General features: G+C 73.3%; 19 protein-coding genes. 10 read left to right on the top strand and 9 right to left on the bottom strand.

The genetic code is table 11. The features are described from left to right. The first annotated feature begins 108 nt into the window (after window positions 1-108). Entirely contained in the window at window positions 109-1,032 is a 924-nt protein-coding gene (locus ABD284_RS01570; RefSeq protein WP_344140155.1) for an RNA polymerase sigma-70 factor, read from the top strand. Window positions 1,033-1,112: 80 nt separating this feature from the next. Here the strand turns inward: ABD284_RS01570 and ABD284_RS01565 are convergent, their stop codons facing one another. The 3 genes from ABD284_RS01565 to ABD284_RS01555 all read right to left on the bottom strand — a co-directional run bounded on the left by ABD284_RS01565 (window position 1,113) and on the right by ABD284_RS01555 (window position 4,264). Continuing rightward, window positions 1,113-1,697 carry a TetR/AcrR family transcriptional regulator gene (locus tag ABD284_RS01565; protein WP_344140153.1) on the bottom strand — a complete coding sequence of 195 codons (585 nt, stop codon included), beginning with the start codon at window positions 1,695-1,697 and terminating at the stop codon, window positions 1,113-1,115. Window positions 1,698-1,953: 256 nt separating this feature from the next. Next, window positions 1,954-3,162 carry an alcohol dehydrogenase catalytic domain-containing protein gene (locus ABD284_RS01560; protein ID WP_344140151.1) on the bottom strand — a complete coding sequence of 403 codons (1,209 nt, stop codon included), beginning with the start codon at window positions 3,160-3,162 and terminating at the stop codon, window positions 1,954-1,956. A 94-nt stretch (window positions 3,163-3,256) separates the two neighbouring features. Further along, window positions 3,257-4,264, bottom strand: a complete 1,008-nt coding sequence (locus ABD284_RS01555) for an Lrp/AsnC family transcriptional regulator (RefSeq protein ID WP_344140149.1) — start codon at window positions 4,262-4,264, stop codon at window positions 3,257-3,259. Between the two features lie 130 nt (window positions 4,265-4,394). Here ABD284_RS01555 and ABD284_RS01550 point away from each other — a divergent pair, with 130 nt between their 5' ends. The 4 genes from ABD284_RS01550 (at window position 4,395) to ABD284_RS01535 (ending at window position 9,556) form a co-directional block, all read left to right on the top strand. After that, window positions 4,395-5,717, top strand: coding sequence for a metal-dependent hydrolase family protein (locus tag ABD284_RS01550; protein WP_344140147.1), 1,323 nt, complete (start codon window positions 4,395-4,397; stop codon window positions 5,715-5,717). A gap of 94 nt (window positions 5,718-5,811) precedes the next feature. Beyond that, window positions 5,812-7,386 (top strand): FAD-dependent oxidoreductase, encoded by a 1,575-nt coding sequence (locus ABD284_RS01545; RefSeq protein ID WP_344140145.1) that lies wholly within the window; start codon window positions 5,812-5,814, stop codon window positions 7,384-7,386. Between the two features lie 92 nt (window positions 7,387-7,478). After that, a complete protein-coding gene (locus ABD284_RS01540; protein WP_344140143.1) occupies window positions 7,479-8,936 on the top strand; it encodes an MFS transporter in 1,458 nt (485 codons plus the stop codon). 218 nt (window positions 8,937-9,154) lie between these two features. Beyond that, on the top strand, window positions 9,155-9,556 hold the full coding sequence (locus ABD284_RS01535) for a peptidase inhibitor family I36 protein (RefSeq protein WP_344140140.1): 402 nt from the start codon (window positions 9,155-9,157) through the stop codon (window positions 9,554-9,556). Between the two features lie 82 nt (window positions 9,557-9,638). On the opposite strand, the gene ABD284_RS01530 is transcribed toward ABD284_RS01535, so the two are convergent. The 3 genes from ABD284_RS01530 to ABD284_RS01520 all read right to left on the bottom strand — a co-directional run bounded on the left by ABD284_RS01530 (window position 9,639) and on the right by ABD284_RS01520 (window position 12,893). After that, a complete protein-coding gene (locus tag ABD284_RS01530) occupies window positions 9,639-10,700 on the bottom strand; it encodes a type III polyketide synthase (RefSeq protein ID WP_344140138.1) in 1,062 nt (353 codons plus the stop codon). Between the two features lie 139 nt (window positions 10,701-10,839). Continuing rightward, window positions 10,840-11,889 carry a PQQ-dependent sugar dehydrogenase gene (locus ABD284_RS01525; protein WP_344140136.1) on the bottom strand — a complete coding sequence of 350 codons (1,050 nt, stop codon included), beginning with the start codon at window positions 11,887-11,889 and terminating at the stop codon, window positions 10,840-10,842. A 116-nt stretch (window positions 11,890-12,005) separates the two neighbouring features. Next, window positions 12,006-12,893, bottom strand: a complete 888-nt coding sequence (locus tag ABD284_RS01520) for an SDR family NAD(P)-dependent oxidoreductase (protein ID WP_344140134.1) — start codon at window positions 12,891-12,893, stop codon at window positions 12,006-12,008. Between the two features lie 358 nt (window positions 12,894-13,251). Here ABD284_RS01520 and ABD284_RS01515 point away from each other — a divergent pair, with 358 nt between their 5' ends. Continuing rightward, the gene (locus ABD284_RS01515) at window positions 13,252-13,830 is read left to right on the top strand and encodes a TetR/AcrR family transcriptional regulator (protein WP_344140132.1); all 579 of its coding nucleotides are present in this window, start codon (window positions 13,252-13,254) and stop codon (window positions 13,828-13,830) included. A gap of 35 nt (window positions 13,831-13,865) precedes the next feature. On the opposite strand, the gene ABD284_RS01510 is transcribed toward ABD284_RS01515, so the two are convergent. Together ABD284_RS01510 and ABD284_RS01505 are read right to left on the bottom strand one after the other, a co-directional pair. Then, window positions 13,866-14,654, bottom strand: a complete 789-nt coding sequence (locus ABD284_RS01510; RefSeq protein WP_344140130.1) for an IclR family transcriptional regulator — start codon at window positions 14,652-14,654, stop codon at window positions 13,866-13,868. 840 nt (window positions 14,655-15,494) lie between these two features. Next, the gene (locus ABD284_RS01505) at window positions 15,495-16,820 is read right to left on the bottom strand and encodes a flavin monoamine oxidase family protein (protein WP_344140128.1); all 1,326 of its coding nucleotides are present in this window, start codon (window positions 16,818-16,820) and stop codon (window positions 15,495-15,497) included. Between the two features lie 895 nt (window positions 16,821-17,715). Here ABD284_RS01505 and ABD284_RS01500 point away from each other — a divergent pair. The 3 genes from ABD284_RS01500 to ABD284_RS01490 are packed head-to-tail and all read left to right on the top strand — an operon-like array spanning window position 17,716 to window position 20,096. After that, the gene (locus ABD284_RS01500) at window positions 17,716-19,107 is read left to right on the top strand and encodes an LLM class flavin-dependent oxidoreductase (protein ID WP_344140126.1); all 1,392 of its coding nucleotides are present in this window, start codon (window positions 17,716-17,718) and stop codon (window positions 19,105-19,107) included. A gap of 35 nt (window positions 19,108-19,142) precedes the next feature. Beyond that, window positions 19,143-19,661, top strand: coding sequence for a flavin reductase family protein (locus ABD284_RS01495; RefSeq protein WP_344140124.1), 519 nt, complete (start codon window positions 19,143-19,145; stop codon window positions 19,659-19,661). 9 nt (window positions 19,662-19,670) lie between these two features. Further along, window positions 19,671-20,096 carry an ester cyclase gene (locus ABD284_RS01490; RefSeq protein WP_344140122.1) on the top strand — a complete coding sequence of 142 codons (426 nt, stop codon included), beginning with the start codon at window positions 19,671-19,673 and terminating at the stop codon, window positions 20,094-20,096. An 83-nt stretch (window positions 20,097-20,179) separates the two neighbouring features. On the opposite strand, the gene ABD284_RS01485 is transcribed toward ABD284_RS01490, so the two are convergent. Further along, window positions 20,180-21,046, bottom strand: a complete 867-nt coding sequence (locus tag ABD284_RS01485; protein ID WP_344140120.1) for a fructosamine kinase family protein — start codon at window positions 21,044-21,046, stop codon at window positions 20,180-20,182. A gap of 209 nt (window positions 21,047-21,255) precedes the next feature. Here ABD284_RS01485 and ABD284_RS01480 point away from each other — a divergent pair, with 209 nt between their 5' ends. After that, the gene (locus ABD284_RS01480; protein ID WP_344140118.1) at window positions 21,256-22,512 is read left to right on the top strand and encodes an Nramp family divalent metal transporter; all 1,257 of its coding nucleotides are present in this window, start codon (window positions 21,256-21,258) and stop codon (window positions 22,510-22,512) included. The last annotated feature ends 77 nt before the right edge of the window (window positions 22,513-22,589 follow it).

Here is a 22,589-nt window from a genome sequence, read left to right as displayed (position 1 = left end):
ACGCCCGCGACCCGATACTTGTGACACCGCCCCGATGCGGTGTCACAGAACCGCGGGGGCCGGCGTCTCGTGGGCGGACACGCTCACGAGAAGCGACAGGAGCACGGCATGAACCGCTCAGGCCCGGACCGCGGGACGGACAGGGACGACGGCGCGGACCCCGCGACGGCGGCGTTCGTGGCCCATCGCAACCTGCTCTTCACCGTCGCCTACGAACTGCTCGGCTCGGCCGCCGACGCCGAGGACGTCCTCCAGGAGACCTGGCTGCGGTGGGTCGGCGTCGACCTCGCCGAAGTGCGCGACCGGCGCGCGTACCTGGTGAGAATCACCACCCGGCAGGCGCTCACCCGGCTGCGCACCCTCGGCAGGCGCAGGGAGACCTACGTCGGCCCCTGGCTGCCCGAACCGCTGCTGACCGCGCCCGACGTGGCCGAGGACGTCGAGTTGGCCGAGAGCATATCGACGGCGATGCTGCTGGTGCTGGAGACGCTGACGCCGACCGAGCGGGCGGTGTTCGTGCTGCGCGAGGTGTTCGACTTCGGCTACGGCGAGATCGCGCACGCCCTTGGAAAGAGCGGGCCCGCGGTACGCCAGATCGCCCACCGGGCCCGTTCCCACGTCGCCGCGCGCCGTCCCCGCGGCGCCGCATCGCCGGAGGAGACGCGAACCGTGACCGCGGCCTTCCAGCGCGCCGTCGAGACCGGCGACCTCCAGGGGCTGGTCGACCTGCTCGCGCCGGACGTCGTCGCCCTGGCCGACGGCGGCGGGGTCAAGCAGGCGCTGCCGCGGCCGATCACGGGAGCCGACCAGGTCGCCCGCGTGCTGAAGGTCGGCCTGGACCGGGTCGGCGCCGCGTTGACGGTCGCCCCCGTCCACGTCAACGGCCGGCCGGCCCTCGCGCTCCTGCTGGACGGCAGGATCGACAGCGTCATGAGCCTGCGGGTCGAGGACAACCGGATCACCGCGATCTACACCGTCCGCAATCCGGAGAAGCTGTCCCGCATCGAGCGGGAGACCGCGGTGAGCCGCTGAGGAAGGGGCGCGCCGCCGGGCCGGAGCGCCCAAAGGCGCCCGAGCCCGCCGGGAGCCGGGAGAGCCGCCGCCGGCGCGGCTCAGCCGCCGAGTGAGCCGCGCATCAGCGCGTGGAGCCGCTCCGCGACCCGGTCGAGGGGCAGTGTGCTGCGCTTCGCGCGGCACATGGCCACGGCGCCCTCCACGGCGGCGACGACGAGCGCCGCGGTCTGGTCGCTCTGCTCGGGCGGGGCGCCGTGCTCGCGCAGCGAGGCGGACAGCAGTTCCTCCCACGAGTCGAAGGCCTCGGCGGCGGCCGCCAGGGGAGCGGGCGCCTCATCGGACGGGGGCTCCTCGACGGAGACGGCGAGTACCGGGCAGCCGGCGCGGAAGCCGGATTCGAGGAGGACCGTGCGCCACAGCGCGAGGAACGCCTCCAGACCGGCGACCGGGCCCGCGCGCAGTTCCCAGCCCAGCCGGCGGGCCACCCGCTCCCCGGCGTAGCGCACGGCTTCGGCGGCCAGTTGCTCCTTGCCGTCCGGGAAGTAGTGGTAGGTCGAGCCGAGCGGCGCCTCGGCGTGCTTGGCCGTCTCGCGGATGCTCGTGGCGTTGAGCCCGCGCCGGCTGATCATGTCGGCCGCACCGGCCACGATCCGCCTGCGCGCCTGCGGGCCGCTCCCGCTCATCTGTGCGCCTCCTCGGTGTCTGCAACGCTCGTCATGGTCGAGCGTTGACGCTGCTCATGTCGACTGCCCCAGCGAATGTGAGGAGCGGACACGCCGATGGTCCGACTGACCGCTGCGGAAGCTCCCTTTCCGGACCGGGGGTGGTCGCGTCCGCGGCGCAGCAGCGGCCGGCGGCGCTCCCGGCGCGGCGGCCCCGAGCGGCGCGGTGCCGCATGGACGGCGCTCGGTCCGCGGCCGGCGGGCGCCGACCGCGGTTCTAGTCCGCTCGTTCGACGGGCCCGGGTCCCAGCGGGGCGCGCTGCAGGACGACCTTGGTGGTGTGTGCGGCATAGGCGTGCGGGGCCCGCTCCCAGTCGGCGGTGAGGGTCGTGACACGCTCGGCCGGAAAGCCCGTGCGGGCGACGAAGTCCAGCAGGTCCGGCAGGACCGCGCGCGGGTGGGAGACGCCCAGGTGCAGCATGGCGTCGGTGGCATACATCCGCATCAGCGGCACGCGCGTGGCGGGGGCGACGTAGTAGCCCACCGCGGTGCACACCCCGCCGGGTGCCAGGGCGCGCACGGCCCGCTGCAGCCCGAAGGAGCGCGAGGTCGCCTCGACCGCCACGTCGTACCCCCCGCGCCGCGGCAGCGTGCCCCGTGCGCTCAGGGGGCGGGTCCGGGCGCCGAACGAGGCGGCGATCTCCCGGCGCGTGGGGGAGTCGTCCAGGTAGTCGACCTCGGCCGCGCCCAGGGCCGCTGCCAGACCCGCGGCGTAGAGCCCGATGCTCTTGGCTCCGCCGCCCAGCACCAGGACCGTGCCCTCGGGGCGTCGGGCCAGAGGCCCGGCGACGGTGCGCCACGCGTCGGCGAGGTTGTCGCCGGCCGCGGCCACCCGCAGCGACGGGACCGTGTCGGGGACCTCCACGAGCATGTGGTCGGCGAAGGGGACGCGGAAGGTGTCGGTGACCATGCCGCCCCAGTCCCCGCTGGCGGGGCCGAACCCGAAGGCCGCCAGGGTGGAGCGGGCGGCGGTGGTGCACTTGGAGGTCAGGCCGCGCAGGCAGCGCGCGCACGTTCCGCAGGAGACCGCCCAGGGAACAACGACCCGTCGGCCCCGGCGCACCCGGTGGACGTCCCTCCCGACGGCGACGACCTCGGCGACGCACTCGTGGCCGATCGCGAACGGGCCCTGGAACGGCACCCGGCCGCAGATCCTGCCCACGACCGGGTCCACGGCGCCCACGGCGATCCCGGCCTGCATCGCCCGTGAGACGGGGCGGTGCAGGGGCAGGGTGTCGCCGTCGCAGCGCCCGGCGACGAAGGGGCGCACGATCGCGTCGGTCGGCTCCTGCAGTGCGGGCGAGCCGCGCCGGCCCCACTCCAGCGCGCCGGTGCGGCGGAACAGCAGTTCCCGCACGGTGTCGGCGTCGTGCGCGGGCCCGTCGTGGGCGGATGCGCGGGCGTCGGTGCGGTGTCGGCGGGGCATGGGGGTCTCCCGGACGGCGAGGCAGTGATTATGACGGCTGTTATAAACCTACCGCTCCGGGCACCCGGATGCGGCTCCGGGCGGACCGCACCGGTCAGCGGTCGTCGGCCAGCAGCGGCACGGAGCGCACCGACCTCCCCTCGGCGTCCAGGATGCGGCCGAGCAGCTTGACCGGCCGCAGGACGATCGACCTGTCCTCGATCCGCAGCGCGGGCAGCACCCGCCGCATCCGCCGTTCGAGGTCGTGCGCCTCCGCAGCCGAGTGCAGCCACGCGTCGACCACGACGTTGTAGGGGCCGGCGACGAGGCTGCAGGCCCGGACCCCCGGCAGCGTGCGGATCCGCCCTTCGGCGTTCTCCAGTTCGTCGACGTCCAGCGAGCCGAAGTAGACGGCGGCGACCGGACGCCCGGACAGGTGCCGGGAGGCATCGCACCGCAGGATGACCAGTCCCGTCTCCTCCAGCCGCGCCAGGCGGCGCCGCACGGCGACGGGTCCCAGGCCGACCTGTTCGGCGAGCCGCTCGAAGCGCATCCGGCCGTCGGCGCTCAGCGCTCGGACGATGCGGCGGTCGGGCTCCTGCAGGGCGGCGCCCGGGTCGGGCCGGCTGCCGGCGCGGGTGTGCAGCCGGGTGCGCTGCTCCGAGTCCAGGGCGCCCTCGCGCCAGCGGCTGCCCTCCAGGGCCGACCGCGTCATGAGGTGGCTGCGCACGTCCGTCAGGCCCGGGACCCGTCCCACCCGGTCGAGCAGGTAGTCCGACAGCGCGCCGAGGTCGGGTGCCTGCGCCAGCACGAGCGCGTCGCGCGCGCCGGCCGTCAGCTTGACGGTGGCCGCCTCGACGTCGCCGGCCAGGACGCCGGCCACCTCGCCCGACCGCCCCGGCGCGCAGCTGATCTCCACCAGGGCGCAGGTCGGCGTCGCACCGCCGGCCGGGTGGGCGGTGACCCACGCCGCCCCTGCGGACTGCATCCGCGACCAGCGCCGGCCGACAGTCGCCGGGTCGACCCCCAGCACCGGCGCCAGCTCCCGCCAGCTCGCGCGCGGAGCCGACCGCACGGCGTCCACCACGGCGACGTCGAGTTCGTCGAAGTTCGGTTCTCCCATGCTCGGCGACAGCACCTTTCATGCACAGACAGCACGATTTCGACGAGAACATGCAACTTCGGCGTTCTCATGCGAGATCACCGTAGCGTCACGACGGTCAGAACGAGATCGCTGCGGAACAGGACCTGTCATGGAGATCGACAGCAGTGCGGCGCTGCGCGTGCACAACGTCCGGCTCGTCGACGGACTCGGTTCGGCGGTCGTGGCCGACGCCGTGCTCGACGCCGGCGCCGACGGCCGGATCGCCTACGCCGGCCCCGCGAGCGGGGCGCCCGCCCCCTCCCCGGACGTCCGCTCCGTCGACGGCCGGGGAGGGACCCTTCTGCCCGGGTTCTTCGACTGCCACGTGCACCTGGGCATGCCCTCGAACCGGTCGATCGTGGACGAGGCGCTCATGACGAGCCCCGCCCTGCGCACGCTGCAGACGGCCGAGCGGCTGCGCCGCACCCTGGACGCCGGGATCACGTCGGCGCGCGATCTGGGCGCGCTTCCCGCCGGGTTCCGCGACGCGGTCGGCAGCGGACTCGTCGCCGGACCGCGCCTGCAGACGTCCGTGGGCATCATCAGCCACACCGGCGGACACGCCGACACCACCCTGCCCGGCGGGGTCGACCTCGGCTTCGACTTCTGCGCACTGGCCGACGACGCGGACGAGGTGCGCCTGGCCGCGCGCCGGCTGCTGCGCGCCGGCGCCGACCTGGTCAAGATCTGCACCAGCGGCGGCATGAGCAGCGCGGGCGACGACCCCGACGACGAGGACCTGCTCGAGGAGGAGGTCGCCGCGGCCGTGGACGAGGCGCGCCGGCACCGCGGGCGCGCGGTCGCCGCACACGCCCAGGGCGGGGCGGGCGTCCTCGCCGCGATCCGCGGCGGCGCCGCCTCCGTCGAGCACGGCTTCGGCATCGACGAGCAGGGCTGCGACCTGCTCGGCGAGCGCGGGGCGGTCCTCGTGCCGACCCTGGCCACCGTCTTCGAGCCGCTGGACGCGGCCACGGGCCCGCCGTGGCGCTACGAGAAGAAGATGCGCTGGAACGAGCGCACCAAGGAGAACATCGCCGCGGCGATCGGGCGGAAGGTGACCGTCGCCATGGGCACCGACGCCGGGATCTCCGCCCACGGCAGGAACCTCGCCGAGCTGGCCCACCTGGTGGAGCTGGGCATGGCCCCGATGGAGGCGATCCGCGCCGCGACCTCCACCAGCGCGCGCCTGCTGGGGGTCGAGGACCGGCTGGGCGCCCTGCGGCCGGGCATGCTCGCCGACGTCGTCGTCTGCGCGGGCGACCCGCTGCGCGACATCGGCGTCCTGGCCGAGCCGGACAACATCGTCCTGGTCGCCCAGCAGGGAGTCGTCCGCAAGTCCGCACTTCCGCCACCCGGGACCGGCTCCACCGGCCGTGAGGGCGCACCCCCTCCGGCACCGGCCGCCGCTCCCGGCGCCGGCGATTCCCGATGATCCCCTCGCCCCCGAGCGGGCGCCCGGCCGCGCCCTACCGGGCCGGCCGCCGCTCCCGCACCCGCCGCCGTGCACCGAAAGCCGGAAGGACACCATGACCGACGCATCCGACACCGACGTCCTCATCATCGGAGCCGGGCCCACCGGCCTGACCCTGGCCTGCGACCTCGCCCGCCGCGGCGTCGACCACCGCGTCGTCGAGCGGGACCCCGAGCCAAACCGCGCCACCCGGGCCAAGACCGTCCAGCCCCGGTCCCTCGAAGTGCTCGACGACCTCGGCGCCGTCGACCACGTCCTGCGGCACGGGGTCGCCCGGCTGCCCATGCGGTTCCACGAACCCTCCGGAGCGGTCGTGGACAAGCCGTCGATCTCGGTTCGGGCCGACGACGCGTTCCGCACGCCCTACCCCGACGCGCTGTGGATCGGCCAGTTCGACGTCGAGCACGCATTGCGGCACCGGCTCGCGGAGCTCGGCACAAGCGTCGAGTTCGGCCGCGAGGCCGTCGGACTCGACCAGGACGGCGACGGTGCCACCGTCACCCTGGCAGCCCCCGACGGCGAGCGGACCGTCCGCGCCCGCTTCGTCGTGGCCGCCGACGGCGGCAGGAGCGGCACCCGCAGGCTCGTCGGCCTCCCCCTGGTCGGCAGGACCGGCGAACGGCAGCGCTGGTACCTCGGCGACGTCACCGGCCCCGACCTCGACCGCGACCGCATGCACATCTGGCCCTCCGAACACGGCATGCTGGGCCTCACCCCGCTCGGCGCCCGCCTGTGGCAGTTCCAGAGCCCCATCCTGCCCGGCCAGGAGGCGCACACCCCCTCCCTGGAGCTCTACCAGCGGCTGTTCGACGAACGCGCCGGAGCGGGAGCCGTGGCGCTGGACAGCGCGAGCTGGCTGTCGGTCTACCAGGTCAACGCCCGCATGGTGGAGCGGTACCGCCAGGGCCGCGTCCTGCTCGCCGGCGACGCCGCCCACGTGCACTCCGCCGCCGGGGGCCAGGGCATGAACACCGGCATCCAGGACGCCTACAACCTCGGCTGGAAGATCACCAGCGTCCTCGACGGCGCGCGCACGGCCCTGCTGGACACCTACGGCGCCGAACGCATGCCGGTCGCCCGCACCGTGCTGGAGATGAGCGCGGACAAGATGACGCGGACCCTGGAACAGGTCGATCGGGGCAGTGCGGACGGCCTGAGCTCGGCCCTGGCCGGGATCGGTGAAGGCGGCCGGAACAGCGGACTGGGGATCGACTACCGAGCGAGTCCGCTCGTCTACCGCGAAGGCGAGCAGCCCGCCTCCGGACCGGCGCCCGGCGACCGGGCTCCCAACGCGAGAGGGCTGGAGGGCGCGGACTTCAGCGGCGACCTCTTCGACCTCCTGCGCGGGCCGCACTGGTCCCTGATCGCCTACGAGCACACCCGGCCGGTGATCTTCGACAACGCCAAACCGACCCACATGCACGTGCACCGCATCGGGCCGGGGCCGGACAGCGCCATCGTCGACGCCGAGGGCGACTTCCAGCGCGCCTACCGGCCCCGCCGCGGCGAGCTCATCCTCATCAGGACCGACGGCCACATCATCGCCCGAATCCCCGCGAGCCGGGAGGCGGCCCTCATCGAGCACCTGGCTCCGTTCCGGTCGAGCGGCAACCGAGTCCGGCCCTACTAGGCCGCGCCCGCGGCACTCCCCCAGGGGAGCCGCCGCCTGTCCGCGGCGCACCAGACACCACGAGACGCACCCAGACACCACGAAAGGGCCCCATGCACGACAGCAGCACCACCGGCACCGAACCGGCCGGCGGCGGTCGGCACACGCGCTGGAACGCGCTGCTCGCCGTCCAGGCGGCCGTGCTGGTCACGGTGAACTTCATGGCCGACACGGCCATCGGCGCGCCGCTGGTCGTCCTCTCCCGGATGCTCGACCACTTCGACACCGACCAGGCGGCCTGGCTCAACGCCAGCGCCATGCTGGCGGGGGCGATGTGGGCGCCGCTGCTCGGCAAGAGCGCCGACGTCCACGGGAAGCGGAAGGTGCTGGGGGTGACACTGCTCATCAGCTGCGCCGGCGCCCTCGCGTGCGCGGCCGCGCCCAACATCTGGGTGTTCATCGTCGGGCGCATGCTGCACGGCGCGGCCGTGGCGGCCATGTTCCTCACGGTGGCGCTCGTCCGCGACATCTGCGCCTCCCGCATCGGCATGGTCGTCGTCGGCGTCGTGACCTCCGGTTCCGCGGTCCTCAGCATCGCCGACTCCTTCTTCGTCGAGGCGCTGGCCGCGCAGTTCGGGTTCCGGAGCCTGTTCCTGCTGTCGGCGGGCCTCGCCCTGGGCACGGCGGTCTGCGTGCGCTTCCTCATCCCCGAGTCCCGGATCAGGACGCCGGGCCGGATCGACTTCTCCGGGGCCCTGCTGCTCGGCGGCGGCCTGGTGATGGCGCTCAGCTACATCAGCCTGGGATCGCAGCTCGGCTGGTTCGCCCCCGGCCCACTCGCCCTGCTCGGCGGAGGTACGGCAGCACTGGCCCGGTGGTTCCTGGTTTCGAGCCGCAAGCCCGAACCCGTGATCGACGTCAGGAACCTCGGCGGGCCCCTCGTGCTCACGCTGCTGGTGGTCGTCCTGGGGACGGGCGCATACCAGAGCATGCTGCAGCTCGTCTCCATCGTCGCCGACGTGCCGGCCGCTCTGGGGCTCGGGTACGGGCTCGCCGACCAGGGGTCGCTGGCAATGGTGCTCGCCGTGCCGGCGGTCGGGATCATGGTCGGCGGACCCGTGGCCGGAGCGCTCGCGACACGCATCGGACCCGCCCCGGCACTGGCCGCCGGCGTGGCGCTCGGAACGGTGGGGACCGTGGGGATGTTCCTCGGCGCCTCCGTGTTCGCCGCGGCGGTGTTCTTCGTCTTCTTGCTGGGTCTGGCGGCGGGCGCGCTGGTGACCTCCGGCTTCAACATGGCGGGAGCCCTGGCACCCGCCGACCGCCAGGGCGGGGTGTCCAGCCTGGTCATGGTCATGGTGGCGATCGGCTCGGTGGTGCTGAACTTCGTGGGCGCGGCGGTGCTCGAGTCCACCGACGTGGTCGTCGGCGGGTCCACGGAGAACTCGGCCGCGGGGGTGTCGGCCTACATCGCCGTCGCGCTCGGCGCGTTCGCTGCAGCCGGGGTGCTGGCCGTCGTGGTGGTGCGGCGGCGGGCCGCGGCACGCGCCGAGGACGGGGCCAGCGCGTGAGCCTCCCGCCCGCCGGCCGACGGTGCCGGCCGCCGATGAGCAGGGGCGGAAAACGCCGCGGGTACGGGCGCGAATAGCGGAGTCGGCGGAACAGATTATGCCGAAGAATCGGAATCGTCCCGATTCGGCGCAACCATTGTCCAACTAGTGCCCAACCTCGGACTCCTAGCGTTTTCTCTGCCGGATCAAGTCGAACACCTCGAAGGGAAGGTGTCATCTTGCTTGGCAGAAAAACACGGGTTCTCGGTGCGGCGGGAATCATGGTGGCGGCCGGCGTGGTTTCGGCGCCGAGCGCGTTCGCCTCCACCCCGGATACAGCGCCCGTCGCGCCGATGACGGCGGCGCCCGGAGAGGTGCGCATGTGGGAGGACCCCGACTTCACCGGGTCGCTGTACGTCCAGACCACGCGCGGTCAGTGTCCGCCCGAGGGGTGCGACATCGACGGGTGGGACGGCGACAACGAGATTTCGTCCGTTATCAACGAGACCGGTTGCACCATCCGCCTCTGGGACCTGGACGGGTTCGCCGGCGGATATGTGGACCTCGGCCCCGGCCGCTGGGGCAATCTGGAGCGGCAGGGCTTCGACAACAAGGCGGAGAGCTACACGTACTACTGCTGAGGTGAATGTGCGGTGCGGGACGGGTGATATGCCGTCACCCGTCCAGTCCGCCCGTTCCGGCTCGGGGCGCGCCGGCTGCAGCTCACCAGCGCAGCAGGACCAGGTCGGCGGAGAACCCGGGCCCGAGGGCCATCAGCAGGCCGGGCTCGCCCTCGGGCGGGCGGCGGTCGGCGATCGTCTCCTCCAGCACATCGAGCACCGACACCGACGACAGGTTGCCCAGCCGCCTGAGCGAGCGCCAGGTGAGGTCCAGCTCGCCGTGGTGGAGGCCGAGAACGTCGCTGATCCTCTCGATGACCTTGGGGCCGCCGGGGTGGCACACCCACGAGGACACCTCCTTCGGCGAGAGGCCGTGGTCGCCGAGGAACGAGGCGACGTCGTCGGCGAGGACGGCCTCCACCTGGTCCGCCAGATCGGCGGCCAGGATCGTGCGGAAGCCGTGCTCGCCGATGTCCCAGCCCATCAGGCGTTCCGTGTCGGGGTAGAGCTTGCTGCGGGAGGCCACGACCCGGGGGCCGTCCCAGGCCCTGTCCCCGCGCTCGGCCGCCTGCTCCCCCAGCGCCACCACGGCCGCGGCCCCGTCGCCGAACAGTCCGCTGGCCACCAGGTTGGCGGTGGAGGTGTCGTCGCGCTGCAGAGTCAGCGAGCAGAGTTCGACGCACACGAGCACGGCCGCCTGCTCCGGCCGGCCGCGCAGGTAGTCGTGCAGCTGCCCCAGGCCGGCGGCGCCTCCGGAGCAGCCCAGCCCGAACACGGGGACGCGTCTGACGTCGGGGCGCAGCCCGACGCGCTGGGCCAGGCGGACGTCGAGGGTCGGGGTGGCCACGCCGGTGGAGGAGCACACGATGATCTGGTCCACCTCGTCCGCGTCCGTCCGGGCCCGCGCGAGGGCCTCCCGCATCGCGCGTTCGCCGAGGTCGAGCGCGTTGTCGATGAAGGCGTCGTTGGCGGTGCCGAAGTCGTCCAGGTCGCGGTAGGCCTCGACCGGCCACACCAGCGGCCGCCCGGCGACCCGGGTGGCGGCGTGGAACCGGCGCAGAAGGCGCTCGTCGGCCTGTGTCCACCGCGCGACCGCGTCGGTGATCTCCTCTTGGCTGTAGTAGTGCTCCGGCAGCACGGTTCGTACGGCCGCGACACGCATCATCGCTCCCAGGTCTGTTCGGGGCCCTCGACGTCGCCCCGCCGCGCCACCGGGCCCGCTACCCCGAATACCCCTGCGCTAAGGGGGGCATATCGGCGCTCGGCCGCGTCGGCGCGGAACGGTCCGTGTCGCGCACCCGTTGTCAGCCCCGGTCCACCTCGACGCGGAGGATCCGGTCGTCGCCCGGACGCGGGTCGGTACCGCCCCAGGTGGCGCGGTCGGTGTTCGACGTGATGAGCCAGAGGGCGCCGTCCGGGGCGGCTTCGACGGTGCGGATGCGGCCGTGGTCGCCGACGAGGTGGTCGATCGGTTCGGCGGTCGCGGCGCCGCCCTCGACGGGAAGCTGCCAGAGCCGCCGGCCGCCCAGGGCGCCGATCCACAGCGATCCCTCGGCGAAGGCGACGCCGGAGGGGCTGGCGTCGTCGGGGCGGAGGGTGGCGATCGGAGCCTCCCCCGTGGATCCCGCGATGCCCTCGGTCTCCGGCCATCCGTAGTCGGCGCCCGCGCGGAGGACGTTGACCTCGTCCCAGGTGCGGTGGCCGAGCTCGGAGGCGTAGGGCGTGCCGTCGGGCCCGAACGCGATCCCCTGGACGTTGCGGTGGCCGCTGGAGTAGATCGGCGACGCCGGATCGGGGTTGTCGCCGGGGATCGAGCCGTCGAGGGCGATGCGCAGGATCTTCCCGTTGAGCGAGTCGCCGGTGGCGGCGTTCTCGGGTTCGAACGCGTCACCCGTCCCGATCCACAGGTGCCCGTCGGGCCCGACGACGAGACGGCCGCCGTGGTGGCGGTCGGCGGTCTGGATGCCGTCGAGCAGCACCCGGTCGACGGTCAGGGAGCCGTAGTCGTCGGCCACGGTGAGTGCGACGACGCGGTTCTGGTCCTGCCCGGAGACGGAGGCGAAGACGGTGCGGTCGTCCGCGAAGACGGGGGAGGCGACGATGCCGAGCAGGCCCCCTTCCGAGCTCACCTCCACGTCGGGGACGGCGCCGACTGTGCGCGGATCGCCCCCTTCCGGGGGGACGCGCAGGATCTCACCGCTGATGCGCTCGGACACGAGCGCCGATCCGTCCGGGAGGAAGGTGAGCCCCCAGGGCGCCTCCAGCCCCGTCGTCAGCTCCTCCGGCTCGCCGAGGTCGGCGACCGCGCCGGCCGGGGCGGTGTCGGCGGCTGCGGAGGGGGAGGGAACCGCCACGCGACCGTCCGGCACGCCGGAGCACCCGCTCGCCGCGACGGCGACCGACGCCGCGAGGATCGCTGCGCGCGATAGCGATCGCGCGCCCGCGGCCGTCCGCCCTGTCCCGTGGCCGCTCATCGCTTGAGCTCCAACGTCTCGGCGAAGCCGAGGCGCCGGACGAAGGCCTCGCGCGTCAGGTCGCTGAAGGCCATGACGTGGTCGGCCCCCGCACGGGCGGCGTCCACCACGGACCGGAACGGCCTGCCTCCGGCGGGAAGGGCCAGGACGCGCCGGATCTCCTCGGCCACCTCCTGCGGGTCGGCGGTCGTCCCCGGCTCGAAGAGCCGCTCGTGCGCTTCGTGGGTCCGTTCGACGAGCGGGTCCAGCTCGGCGTACTGGGCGGCCACGTTCTCGTCGGTGGCCCTCGACGCGTTGGGGAAGTGCTGCGTGCCCTGCGTGATCGCCCCCGGCATGACGATCGAGGTCTCGATGCCGAACTGCGACGCCTCGTAGGAGGTCACGACGGCGAGCGCGTCGAACGCCGCCTTGGAGGCCACATAGGGGCCGAGGAAGGGCGGGGTGGTCACGAGGATGGTGCTGCCGACGTAGACGAGCGTTCCCGAGCGGCGCCGGCGCATGTGCGGCAGGACCGCGCGGTTCACCCGGTGCGCCCCGATCGCGTTGACGTCGAGCAGGTGGGCGATGTCGTCGTCGGTGAACGCCTCGACGTACCCGATGGACAGGTGCCCGGCGTTGTGCACGACGACGTCGATCGCGCCCGTCTCGCCGACGATGCGCTCCACGGCGCTGTCGGCCGAGGCCTGGGACGTCACGTCGAGTTCGGCGACGTGCAGGTCGCGGTCGTGCGACCGGGCGCGGGCCCGGAGCTCGGCCGCGGCGGCGGCGTTGCGGTCGCCGGGGTCGCGCATCGTCGCGTAGACGGTGTGGCCTGCCGCGGCGAGGGTCTCGGCGGTCACGCGCCCGATGCCGGTGGCGGCACCGGTGATCACTGCGATGGACATCTTCGGTTCCCTTCCTTCTGGCGGGTCCCTTCAGGCGGCTCCGCGCTGACGTGGCGGATCCGTCCGCTCACCCGGCGCGCGGGGCCCTGCGAGGAACGCGCCGGTCTCGGCGATTCCTCGGCGGAGCCGAGCCGTCCCGGCGGGCCCGTGGGGGCGATCGGCCTGCCGGCGCTGACGAGCGCGAGCCGCGCTGTGCTGTCGGCCGTCATCCGATCCTCCGCTACGATATGGACTAGTTGTTCACATACGACGATACGCAGAAATGCACAGTCTGTCCATAAGTGGGGTGGCGATGTCCGAAAGCTCTGCCGTGCAACGGGGCCGGGGCCGTCGGCCGGCCGCGGAGGTGCGCTCCGACGTGCTCACCGCAGCCGGGCGCATTCTGCTGCGAGACGGCATGCAGGCGGTCAGGTTCGACCGCGTGGCGGCGGAAGCGGGGGCCAGCAAGACGACCCTCTACAAGTGGTGGCCGTCGCCGGGTGCGCTCGCGGCCGAGGCGTACTTCGCCCAGAGCCGGCGGTTGCTGGACTTTCCCGACACCGGTGATGTGCGCGCCGACCTGGTCGCCCAGCTCCGCTCGTTCGTGCGCTGGCTGAAGGACGACGGCGCGGAGAAGCCCCTGTCCGAGCTCATCGGCGCCGCCCAGATGGACGAGAGCCTCGCCCAGGCCTGGTCGGAGAGTTACGCGCTGCCTCGGCGCGAACTCGCGCGCCAGCGTCTGCGCATCGCTCGGCGGCAGGGCCAGCTGCGCGAGGACGCGGACCTCGACATCATCGTGGACCAGCTGTGGGGCGCCTGCTACCACCGACTGCTCGTGCTCAGGGTGCCCTTCGACGAGTCCATCGCCGAGCGCCTGGTCGACCAGGCGCTCCACGGGGCGGCCCCGCGCGGAGCGGGCCGCCCGGAGCCGGCCGCCACCGACCGCGGCGCCGGCTGAGGGCCGGTGGGCGGCCTCCCCGCGGCGCGGAGTACCTACTCCGGTGCGTCGCCCCAGAGCAGGTCGGAGATCCGGGTCACCGTGGCCTGCATGTGCTGCAGTGCGTCGGGGATGCGGTCACGGCCGAACCGGTAGCGCGGTCCGTCGACGGTGAGGATGGCGGCGAGGTTGCCCGAGGAGTCGCGCACCGGACGCGACAGCGAGAGCAGGCCCTCCTCGAACTCGTTGTCGATCACCGAGTAGCCCTGCTCCCGGACCTCGCCGAGTTCCTTCAGAAGCGCATCGCGGTCGGTGATGGTTCGGGGCGCGAAGGACTCGAGCTTCTCCGGAAGGAGCGAGGTGACCTTGTCCTGCGGCATCTCCGCCAGCAGCACCTTGCCGGTCGAGCTCGCGTGCAGCGGGAAGTGCCGGCCCACCTGCTTGCCCATCGCGACGCCGACCAGGTGTGCGCTGTCGGCCTGGGCGATCAGCTCCAGGCCGTCGTCGCCCACGGTGACCGACATCGTCACCGTCTCGCCGAGTTCGGCGGCGAGGTCGTCCAGCAGGGGATGGACCCGCTTCACGAGCCCTGAGTAAGGGTCGGCGATCTTGCCGAGCCGCGCCAGTTCCCAGCCGAGGATGTAGTTGTTGTCCACCCGGTCGACGAAGCCGTTCTGCTCCAGGCTGTGGAGGAGCCGAAACGCCGTGGGGCGGGCGATGCGCGTCGCGGCGGCCAGGGTCGTCGCCGTCGCGCCGTTCGGATGCCTGGCGAGTTCCCGAAGCAGGCGGACGGCTTTGACCACGGACTTGTTGGTCATGTCCGCCGGTTCGGGTGAGTCGCCCATGGGTTGGTCCTCCAGCTTGTTCTCGCCCGCTTATTGCGGGACGCATTGCAGTTGCCACTGTATCGGGAGGACCAGGGACGACGTGTTGCGAGCGCGTCACCGGTGGTGGCTCCGTCCTCTGCGGCACCGCACGCCGGTCCCGCCTGCGGCGTGTGCCTGCGCGGCCGAACCGATCGCCTTTCCGAGCGCCGCCGGCGGAAAAGGCCGCCGGTGTGATTTCCTCGAGTGCGCAGGAGAATGGACGGGAATGCATCGCCTGCCCCGCGGAATTCGCCGTGAATGGAGCGGTCGATTCCCCTGTTTCGCACGGCCGCGAAAGCGCCGCTTTCGCGGCCGCCCGGGCGGGCATCCCTCGGGCCGCGGCCCGAGGGGCCCGGGCCGGGGGCGGGTTCGGCGCCGCCGCCGGCGCTGGCAGCGCGCGGACCTCCGCGGACCCGGTGTCTCCGGGCCGGGCGGAGGTGCGGACCGTGGCGGCGAGGCCGCCGGGGAGCCGCACCGGCACCCGGTGAAGCTCCTCCCGGAAGGGGTACTCGACGACGGTGGCCGTCGGGCCGAGCGTCGTCTCCAGCAGGGGACGCCTGGTCGGCAGGTCGCGCGCGTGCGCCCGGAGCGGTGTCGCGCCGGCGGCGGGCACGTCGTCCGCGGCGGCGTCGAACCCACCGTGGAGCGGACCTCCACTCCCGGTGCGGCGGCCGCACCGCGGCGAGCAGGGCGTCCCGCTCGGAGTCGAGCGCGGCGGCGCGCGTGGCGGGTGCGAGGGCCCGGTCGAGCCTCCTGGGCACCGGTTTCGGCTGCGGGCAGGTTCTCGATGGCGGCCAGGACGGTGGTCTGGCCCTGTCGTCAGGTACGGGGCGGCTCGGTCGCGCCAGTCGTCCGACCGGCCGCGGCGGCGACGTCGGCGGCCGTGCGCAGGCCGCTCTCGATCGCGCCGTCGATGAACCCGGGCCACAGGTCGGCGTGGTCGCTTCCGGCGAAGTGCACGACGCCTTCGGCGCTGCGCTGCCGGTCCCGGTGGCGGGTGAGCTGGTGGGGGCGGTGGATGAGCCAGGTTTCCCCGGAGCGCGGGTCGGCCATCCAGTCGTGCCCGGTGACCTCGAGGACCTCCAGGTCGTCCCGCCAGACGCGGAGGGCCTTCTGGACCGCGTCGCGATCGTGGGGGGAGATCCGCCGCGAGTCCGCCCCGAAGGAGACCAGGACGGCGTCGTCCTCCCCGAGGAACTCGGTGCGCACGACGGACAGCGGGTGGTGCGCGGAGGAGTAGGCGAAGAAGGGGGCGACCGGGCCGCGCACCCGGATCCACACCTTCACGCCCTGGGACGCGGTCCTCTCCCGGCCGGCGGCGAGCTTGTCCTCCGGGAGCGCGGGGGACAGGGCCAGGTCCGGGAGGATGTTCTGCGGCAGCGTCACGACGACCCGCTCCGCCGCGATCTCGGCGCCGCCCGCGGTGGTGACCACCGCCCCGCCGGGGCCGTGGCCGATCCGCTCGACGGGGCAGGAGGTGCGGATGTCGGCGCGGGTTTCGGCGGCGATCGCCGAGACCAGGGCGCGGGTACCGCCGGCCAGTCGGAACACGGCCGAGGCCTCGTGCATCAGGTGCCAGGACCCGGCGGTGGCCGCGGTCCACCGCAGGGCGCTGCTGAAGCCGGCCTGGTCCAGTGGGGCGTTGAGGTGGCCGACCCAGGCGGCCTCGTTGGCGTTGCGCTCCTCCACGGGCAGGTCGAGCTCGTCCAGCTTCTCCTGCACGGTGGCGCCGTCGAGGGCGCCGATCCCGGGCGCCGCGGTCGGCATGTCCGGCCGGGGGATCGCTCGCATCGTCCCGGCCATGAGGCGGCGCATGCCCGGGTCGATGAGCTCCATGAACGCGTCGAGCGAGCCCGTGCGCACCTCGTCTCCGGCCAGCCAGTAGGCCTCTTCGGGGCGCGGCCCGCGTGTGACGGGCAGCCCGTGGCGGGTGATCTCCGCCCATACGTGCGGCTGCACCCAGTGCACCCACGTGCCGCCGATCTCCAGGGGGCGGCCGAGGCGCTCGTCGGTCCACACGCGCCCGCCCAGGCGCTCGCGGGCCTCCAACACGGTGACGCGCAGCCCGCTCCGGCCCAGTTCGCGCGCCGCGACCAGGCCGGCGATCCCGGCCCCGACGATGACGACGTCGGTCTTCTCCTGCATGGCGTGCCTCTCTCGGATGCTTCGGCTCCCGGTGCCGAAGCCGACGGAGGCGGGCCTTCGGCTCCGGGCGGCCGCGCGACCGGCGGCCCGCGGACGGGCGTCTGCCCGTCGAAGGCGAAGGAGGGGAACGAACCGTCGATCGTCGGCGGGAGGTCCGGACGACGCACCCGGAACCGGGATTCAGCTGCACATATTGACGTTCAATATACGGACGTATTGTTCAGTTTAAGGAAGCGTAGTCGAGGCCGTCAAGGCGTGGTTCTCGCGGTTCGCGGGAGAGGGCGTACCGATGAGGCGGTTTGCGGCTGCTGTCCTTGGCCGCGATGGTCGTCACAGTGTCGCAGTAATTGGACGCAGCGTTCTGTATGAGAACAGGAACAACAGTGCGCCATGGGCGGAGAGGTCGATGCCCCTGCCGAGCACCGACGAAGCCGCCGCGGCCCTGCCCCCGGCTGCAGGGCTCTCCGCCTGTGAGGCGCGGCTTACACCCCACCCTGTGGGGTGCGAGAGCCGTGCCGCGGGCGCCGGTACGGCGCCGCCCGAGCGGCGTGCGCCCCTGAGCACCGCGTTCATTACTGATTCTGGACATGCCAAAACTGGACGGTACGGGCGTGGGTCGGTGGGAGTGCGCGTTCCGGCCCGCGGCGGAGTGCGCGGCCCTGCTCGGTGGTGCGCTGCGGCCGCCGCGAGGCGGCGGCCCTGCGGCCCCTCGCGCCTGCACTGCCGAAGAAACCGCTGGTGGCAGTGGTTTCCCGACCGGGTTTCCGGTCGGGTGGCAGCCGGTGGAAATCCTCTGCGTCGCATCTTGACGGCGCGGAGCGGCCGACCGTACTGTGCGGTTCATGGCGTTCATATATTGACGTATATGTTCATTTATTGAACACTAGGGGGGTCAATGTCCCACGAGCGGATGCGGCTGTTCGCCTTCGACTTCAACGGGCCGGCGCACCTGTCGGCGGGACTGTGGCGGCACCCGGACGACCGGGGTGCGCGCTACACCGACGTCCGGTACTGGACGGAGTACGCGAAGCTGCTGGAGGAGGGCCGGTTCGACGGCCTGTTCCTGGCCGACAACGTCGGCTACCACGACGTCTACGAGGGGAGTGCGGACGCGGCCCTGCGCGACGCGGCGCAGATACCGGTCAACGACCCGGCCCTGGTGGTGCCGGCGATGGCGAGCGCCACCACCCACCTGGGGTTCGGCATCACCGCCTCCACCTCCTACGAACACCCCTACGCGCTGGCGCGGCGCTTCACCACCCTGGACCACCTCACCTCCGGACGCATCGGCTGGAACCTGGTCACCTCCTACGCCGAGAGCGCGGCGCGGAACATGGGCACCGGACGCCAGGTCCCGCACGACGAGCGCTACGACATGGCCGCGGAGTACCTGGAGGTGTGCTACAAGCTCTGGGAGCGGTCCTGGGAGGAGGGCGCCGTCCGCCGCGACCGCGCGGGCGGTGTCTATGCGGACCCCTCGCGCATCCACGCGATCGAGCACCGGGGCACCTACTTCACCGTGCCGGGCTTCTTCCTGTGCGAGCCGTCGCCGCAGCGCACCCCCGCGCTCTTCCAGGCCGGCGGTTCGTCGAAGGGGCGGGCCCTGGCGGCGGCGAGCGCGGAGGCGGTCTTCGCCAACGCCACCTCGATGAGCGCACTGAAGCGGCAGGTCGACGACCTGCGGTCGCAGGCGGAGGCGGCGGGGCGGGACCCGCAGAGCGTCCGGGTCCTGCAGATGCTGACCGTCGTCTGCGCGCCGACCGACGAGCAGGCGCACCAGCGCTACGAGGAGTACCGGCGCCTGGTGAGCTATGCGGGCGCGATGGCCCGCTACAGCGGCTGGACCGGCCTCGACATGGCGCGGTTCGACCCCGACGTCCCGCTGCGGAACGTCAAAACCGAGGCCGGGCAGACCATGGTCGACATCTTCTCCAAGGCCGACCCCGACCGCGACTGGACCCCGCGCGACATCGCCGAGTACATCGGCGTGGGCGGGACCGGCCCGACGCTGGTGGGCTCGCCGGCCACCGTGGCGGTGCAGCTGGAGGAGTGGATGCGCCGGACCGGGGTCAGCGGCTTCAACATCGGCCACGCCCTCAAGCACAGGGACATCGCCGACTTCATCGAACTGGTCGTCCCCGAGCTGCAGCGCCGCGAGCTCGTGTGGGACGACTACGACGGCTCCACCCTGCGGGAGAAGCTCTACGGACCCGGTGTGACCCGGCTCCGCGACGACCACCCCGGAGCGGGCCACCGCGAGCGCCGACCGCAGGGCGTCGGCGCCTAGAAGCAAAGCCCACGCATCGACAGGAGGTGTGGTCCATGTTGACGGTCGAGTCCCCGATCTCCCAGCAGCACTACCGCAGTGTCATGGGGCGGCTGCCCACCGGCGTGGCGGCGGTCACCGGCCTGGACAAGGACGGCGAGGAGCTCGGCTTCATCGTCGGGACGCTGGCTTCGCTCTCGCTGACACCGCCGCTGGTGACCTTCAGCGTCGGCGAGGCGTCCTCGACGTGGCCCAGGATCCGGCGCCGGCAGTACTTCACGGCGAACGTCCTCGCCAGCGCCCAGACCCACGTGTGCCGCGCGCTTTCCCGCAAGGGGGCCGGCAAGTTCGAGGGCCTGAGGTACACGAGCGGCCCACTGGGGACCCCGCACCTGCCGGAGTCGATCGCCTGGATCGACTGCGAGGTGCAGGCGGAGATCGTGGTCGGCGACCACTTCATGGTCGTCGGCGGCGTGGTCTCGATGGAGTCGGCCGCGGGGGAGCCGCTGCTCTTCCAGGCCGGCGAGTTCGGCCGGTACGCCGGTCTGTCCGACAGCGCAGCGGTTGCGGGTTAGGAGCGGGGCATGAACGACGACCGGCGCCGGAACCTGCTCAACGCCTGGCGCGCCGCATGGGGAAACGGTGACATCGACACCTTCGAGGGCCTGCTCACCAGCGGCTACGTGCGCCACACCAAGAGCGGCTCGGAGGGCCTCGAATCGGTCAGGTCCGCCATCGCCGCCTCTCAGAAAGCGTTTCCCGACCTGCGTACCGAGATCCTCGAAACCGTCGAGGAGGGCGCGCTCCTCGCGCTCCGCTGGCAGAGCCGGGGGACCCACACCGGCGAGTTCATGGGCGTGCCGCCCACGGACCGGATGGTGACCGTGACCGGGGCGTCCTTCTGCCGGTTCGAGGGCGCGCTGCTGGCCGAGGAGTGGGTCGTCTGGGATCCGCGCGAACTGCTGTCGGCCATGAACATCTGGGCGCTGGGCTCCCGCGCCGAACGCTAGGGCCGAGGTGGACACGTGCTCGTCGAACCGCGCGGCGGCCGCGTCGGCCGGAACGCCCCCGCGGGTGCCGCGGGGGCGGCTTCCTAGAGCAGGCGCCGCGCGGCGTCGAGTAGCGGGGTGCGGTAGCTGCGCCCGAACAGGCACACGTGGGCGAGCAGCGGGTGCAGCTGGTGCAGCGGGACGCGGGCCCGCCGGCCCTCGGCCAGGGGATAGGCCTCGTGGTAGGCGGCGAGGATCCGGTCCAGGTGGGGCGCGCCGAACAGCTCCAGCATGGCCAGGTCGGTCTCGCGGTGCCCGCCGTGGGCGGCGGGGTCGATCAGCACCGCCCCCTCAGGCCCCCAGAGCACGTTGCCGCCCCACAGGTCGCCGTGGATGCGGGCCGGGGGCTCGTCGGGGCCCGCGAGGGCGGCGACGCGGGAGAGGACGCGCTCCAGGAGCGCCACGTCTTCAGAGTCCAGGTGCGCCCGGTCGCGGGCGTCGCGCAGGTAGGGCAGCAGGCGGCGCCGCGCGTACCACTCGGGCCACCGTTCGCCCGGTGTGTTGTCCAAGGGCAGTGTGGCCAGCCACCCGGGCCGCGACGCGCCGAAGGACGGTGCCCCGGCCCGGTGGGTGAGCGCCAGGCGCCGACCCAGCTCGGCGGCGGCCTCAGCGTCCGCGCGGTGCTCGCGGACGAGTTCCAGCACCAGTACGCCCTCGTCGGCGGCGAGAACCTCAGGCACGGCGGCACCTCCGGGCGCCTCGGCGAGCCAGCGCAGCCCGGCGGCCTCCGAGCCCAGCGCCTCGGCGCAGCCGTCGGCGACCTTGGCGAAGAAGGGGCGCCCGTCGGCCAGTTCGCCGCGGTGCAGGGTCCACGCGTGCGAGGAGCCCAGCGGGGTGCAGGAGCGCACTTCGCTGGAGGCGGCCGCCGCGATGGCCGCCGCCGGAGGGGGCGCGGGAGTCGGCTGGGACATGGCGTGCTCACTGGGTAGCGGGTGCCGGTTCGGGCCCACGGTACCGCCGCGGGCCGCTGCCGTCCGCGGGACGCCGGTGGTCTGCGGCGGAGAGCAGCGTGCCCGGCCCCGCACGGCCGGTGTGCCGGGGGGCGTTTCCAGTTCGGCAACCCGTGGCATTAAGTTGGCCCTGCCGAACTTTTCCGATCGCTCTGGCACGGAGGACTGGCGTGGGACTGCTCGACTCCCCGACCGGCGCGGCACGCTCGACGACGTCGCGCCTGCGTTCGGGCGTCGCTCTGCTCGGTCCGGCGTTCGTCGCCGCGATCGCCTATGTCGATCCCGGCAACGTCGCCACGAACGTCGCCGCCGGCGCGACCTACGGCTACCTGCTGGTGTGGGTCATCGTGGCCGCCAACGCCATGGCCTTCCTGGTGCAGTACCTCTCCGCCAAGCTCGGGCTGGTGACCGGCCGGTCCCTGCCGGAGGCGCTGCGCGAGCGCTTGCCGCGCGCCGCCCGGCTGGGCTACTGGGCACAGGCGGAGCTGGTGGCCATGGCCACCGATCTGGCCGAGGTGCTGGGCGGGGCGATCGCGCTGCGCATCCTCTTCGACGTCCCGCTGCTCCTCGGCGGCGTGATCACCGGGGTGGTCTCGCTGGGGCTGCTGGCGATGCAGAACCGCTACGGGCAGCGCCCCTTCGAGCGCGCCATCACCGGACTGCTCGGCGTGATCGCGCTGGGGTTCATGGCGGGACTGGTCGTGGAGCCGCCCTCGGCCTCCGGCGCCCTGGGCGGGCTCGCCCCGCGGTTCGCGGGGACCGAGAGCGTCCTGCTGGCGGCCGGCATGCTGGGGGCCACGGTGATGCCGCACGCGGTCTACGTGCACTCGGCACTGGCGCGCGACCGGCACGGACGCCGGCGCGGGCCGCTCCTGCAGCGGCTGCTCGATGCCAACAAGGTCGACGTCGGGGCCGCCATGCTGCTCGCCGGCGCGGTCAACCTCGCCATACTGCTGCTGGCCGCGAGTGCGCTGCAGGGCAGCGAGACGGGCGAGTCGCTGGAGGGCGCCCACGCCGCCGTGAGCGCGAACCTGGGTCCGGCCGTCGGGCTGCTGTTCGCGGTCGGGCTGCTGGCGTCCGGGCTCTCCTCGACGGCGGTGGGCTGCTACGCGGGCGCCGTGGTGATGGACGGCCTGCTGCGCCGGCGCATCCCGCTGTTCGCACGCAGGCTGATCACACTCCTGCCGGCCCTGGCGGTGCTCGCCCTGGGGCTGGACCCCACCCGGGCCCTGGTCCTGTCGCAGGTGGTGCTGTCCTTCGGCATTCCCTTCGCGCTGGTTCCCCTCGTCGTCCTCACCGCCCGGCGCGACGTCATGGGACGGCACGTGAACGGGCGCGGGGTCACGGCCGCCGCCGTCGCGGTCGCGGCGGCCGTGGTCGCCCTCAACGTCGCGCTCGTCTATCTCACCGCCACCGGGCAAAGCTGAGCCGGGGTGAGGCCGCCGGGGCCTGCGGCGACCAGGGCGCTGAGCCCGGATGCCCCCACCGCGGCATCGGGTACGGG

Source organism: Streptomonospora arabica (assembly GCF_039531585.1).
Lineage (GTDB): Bacteria > Actinomycetota > Actinomycetes > Streptosporangiales > Streptosporangiaceae > Streptomonospora > Streptomonospora halophila.
The sequence above is the reverse complement of the archived record's forward strand: the minus strand, read 5'-3'. Positions and strand labels throughout refer to the sequence as shown.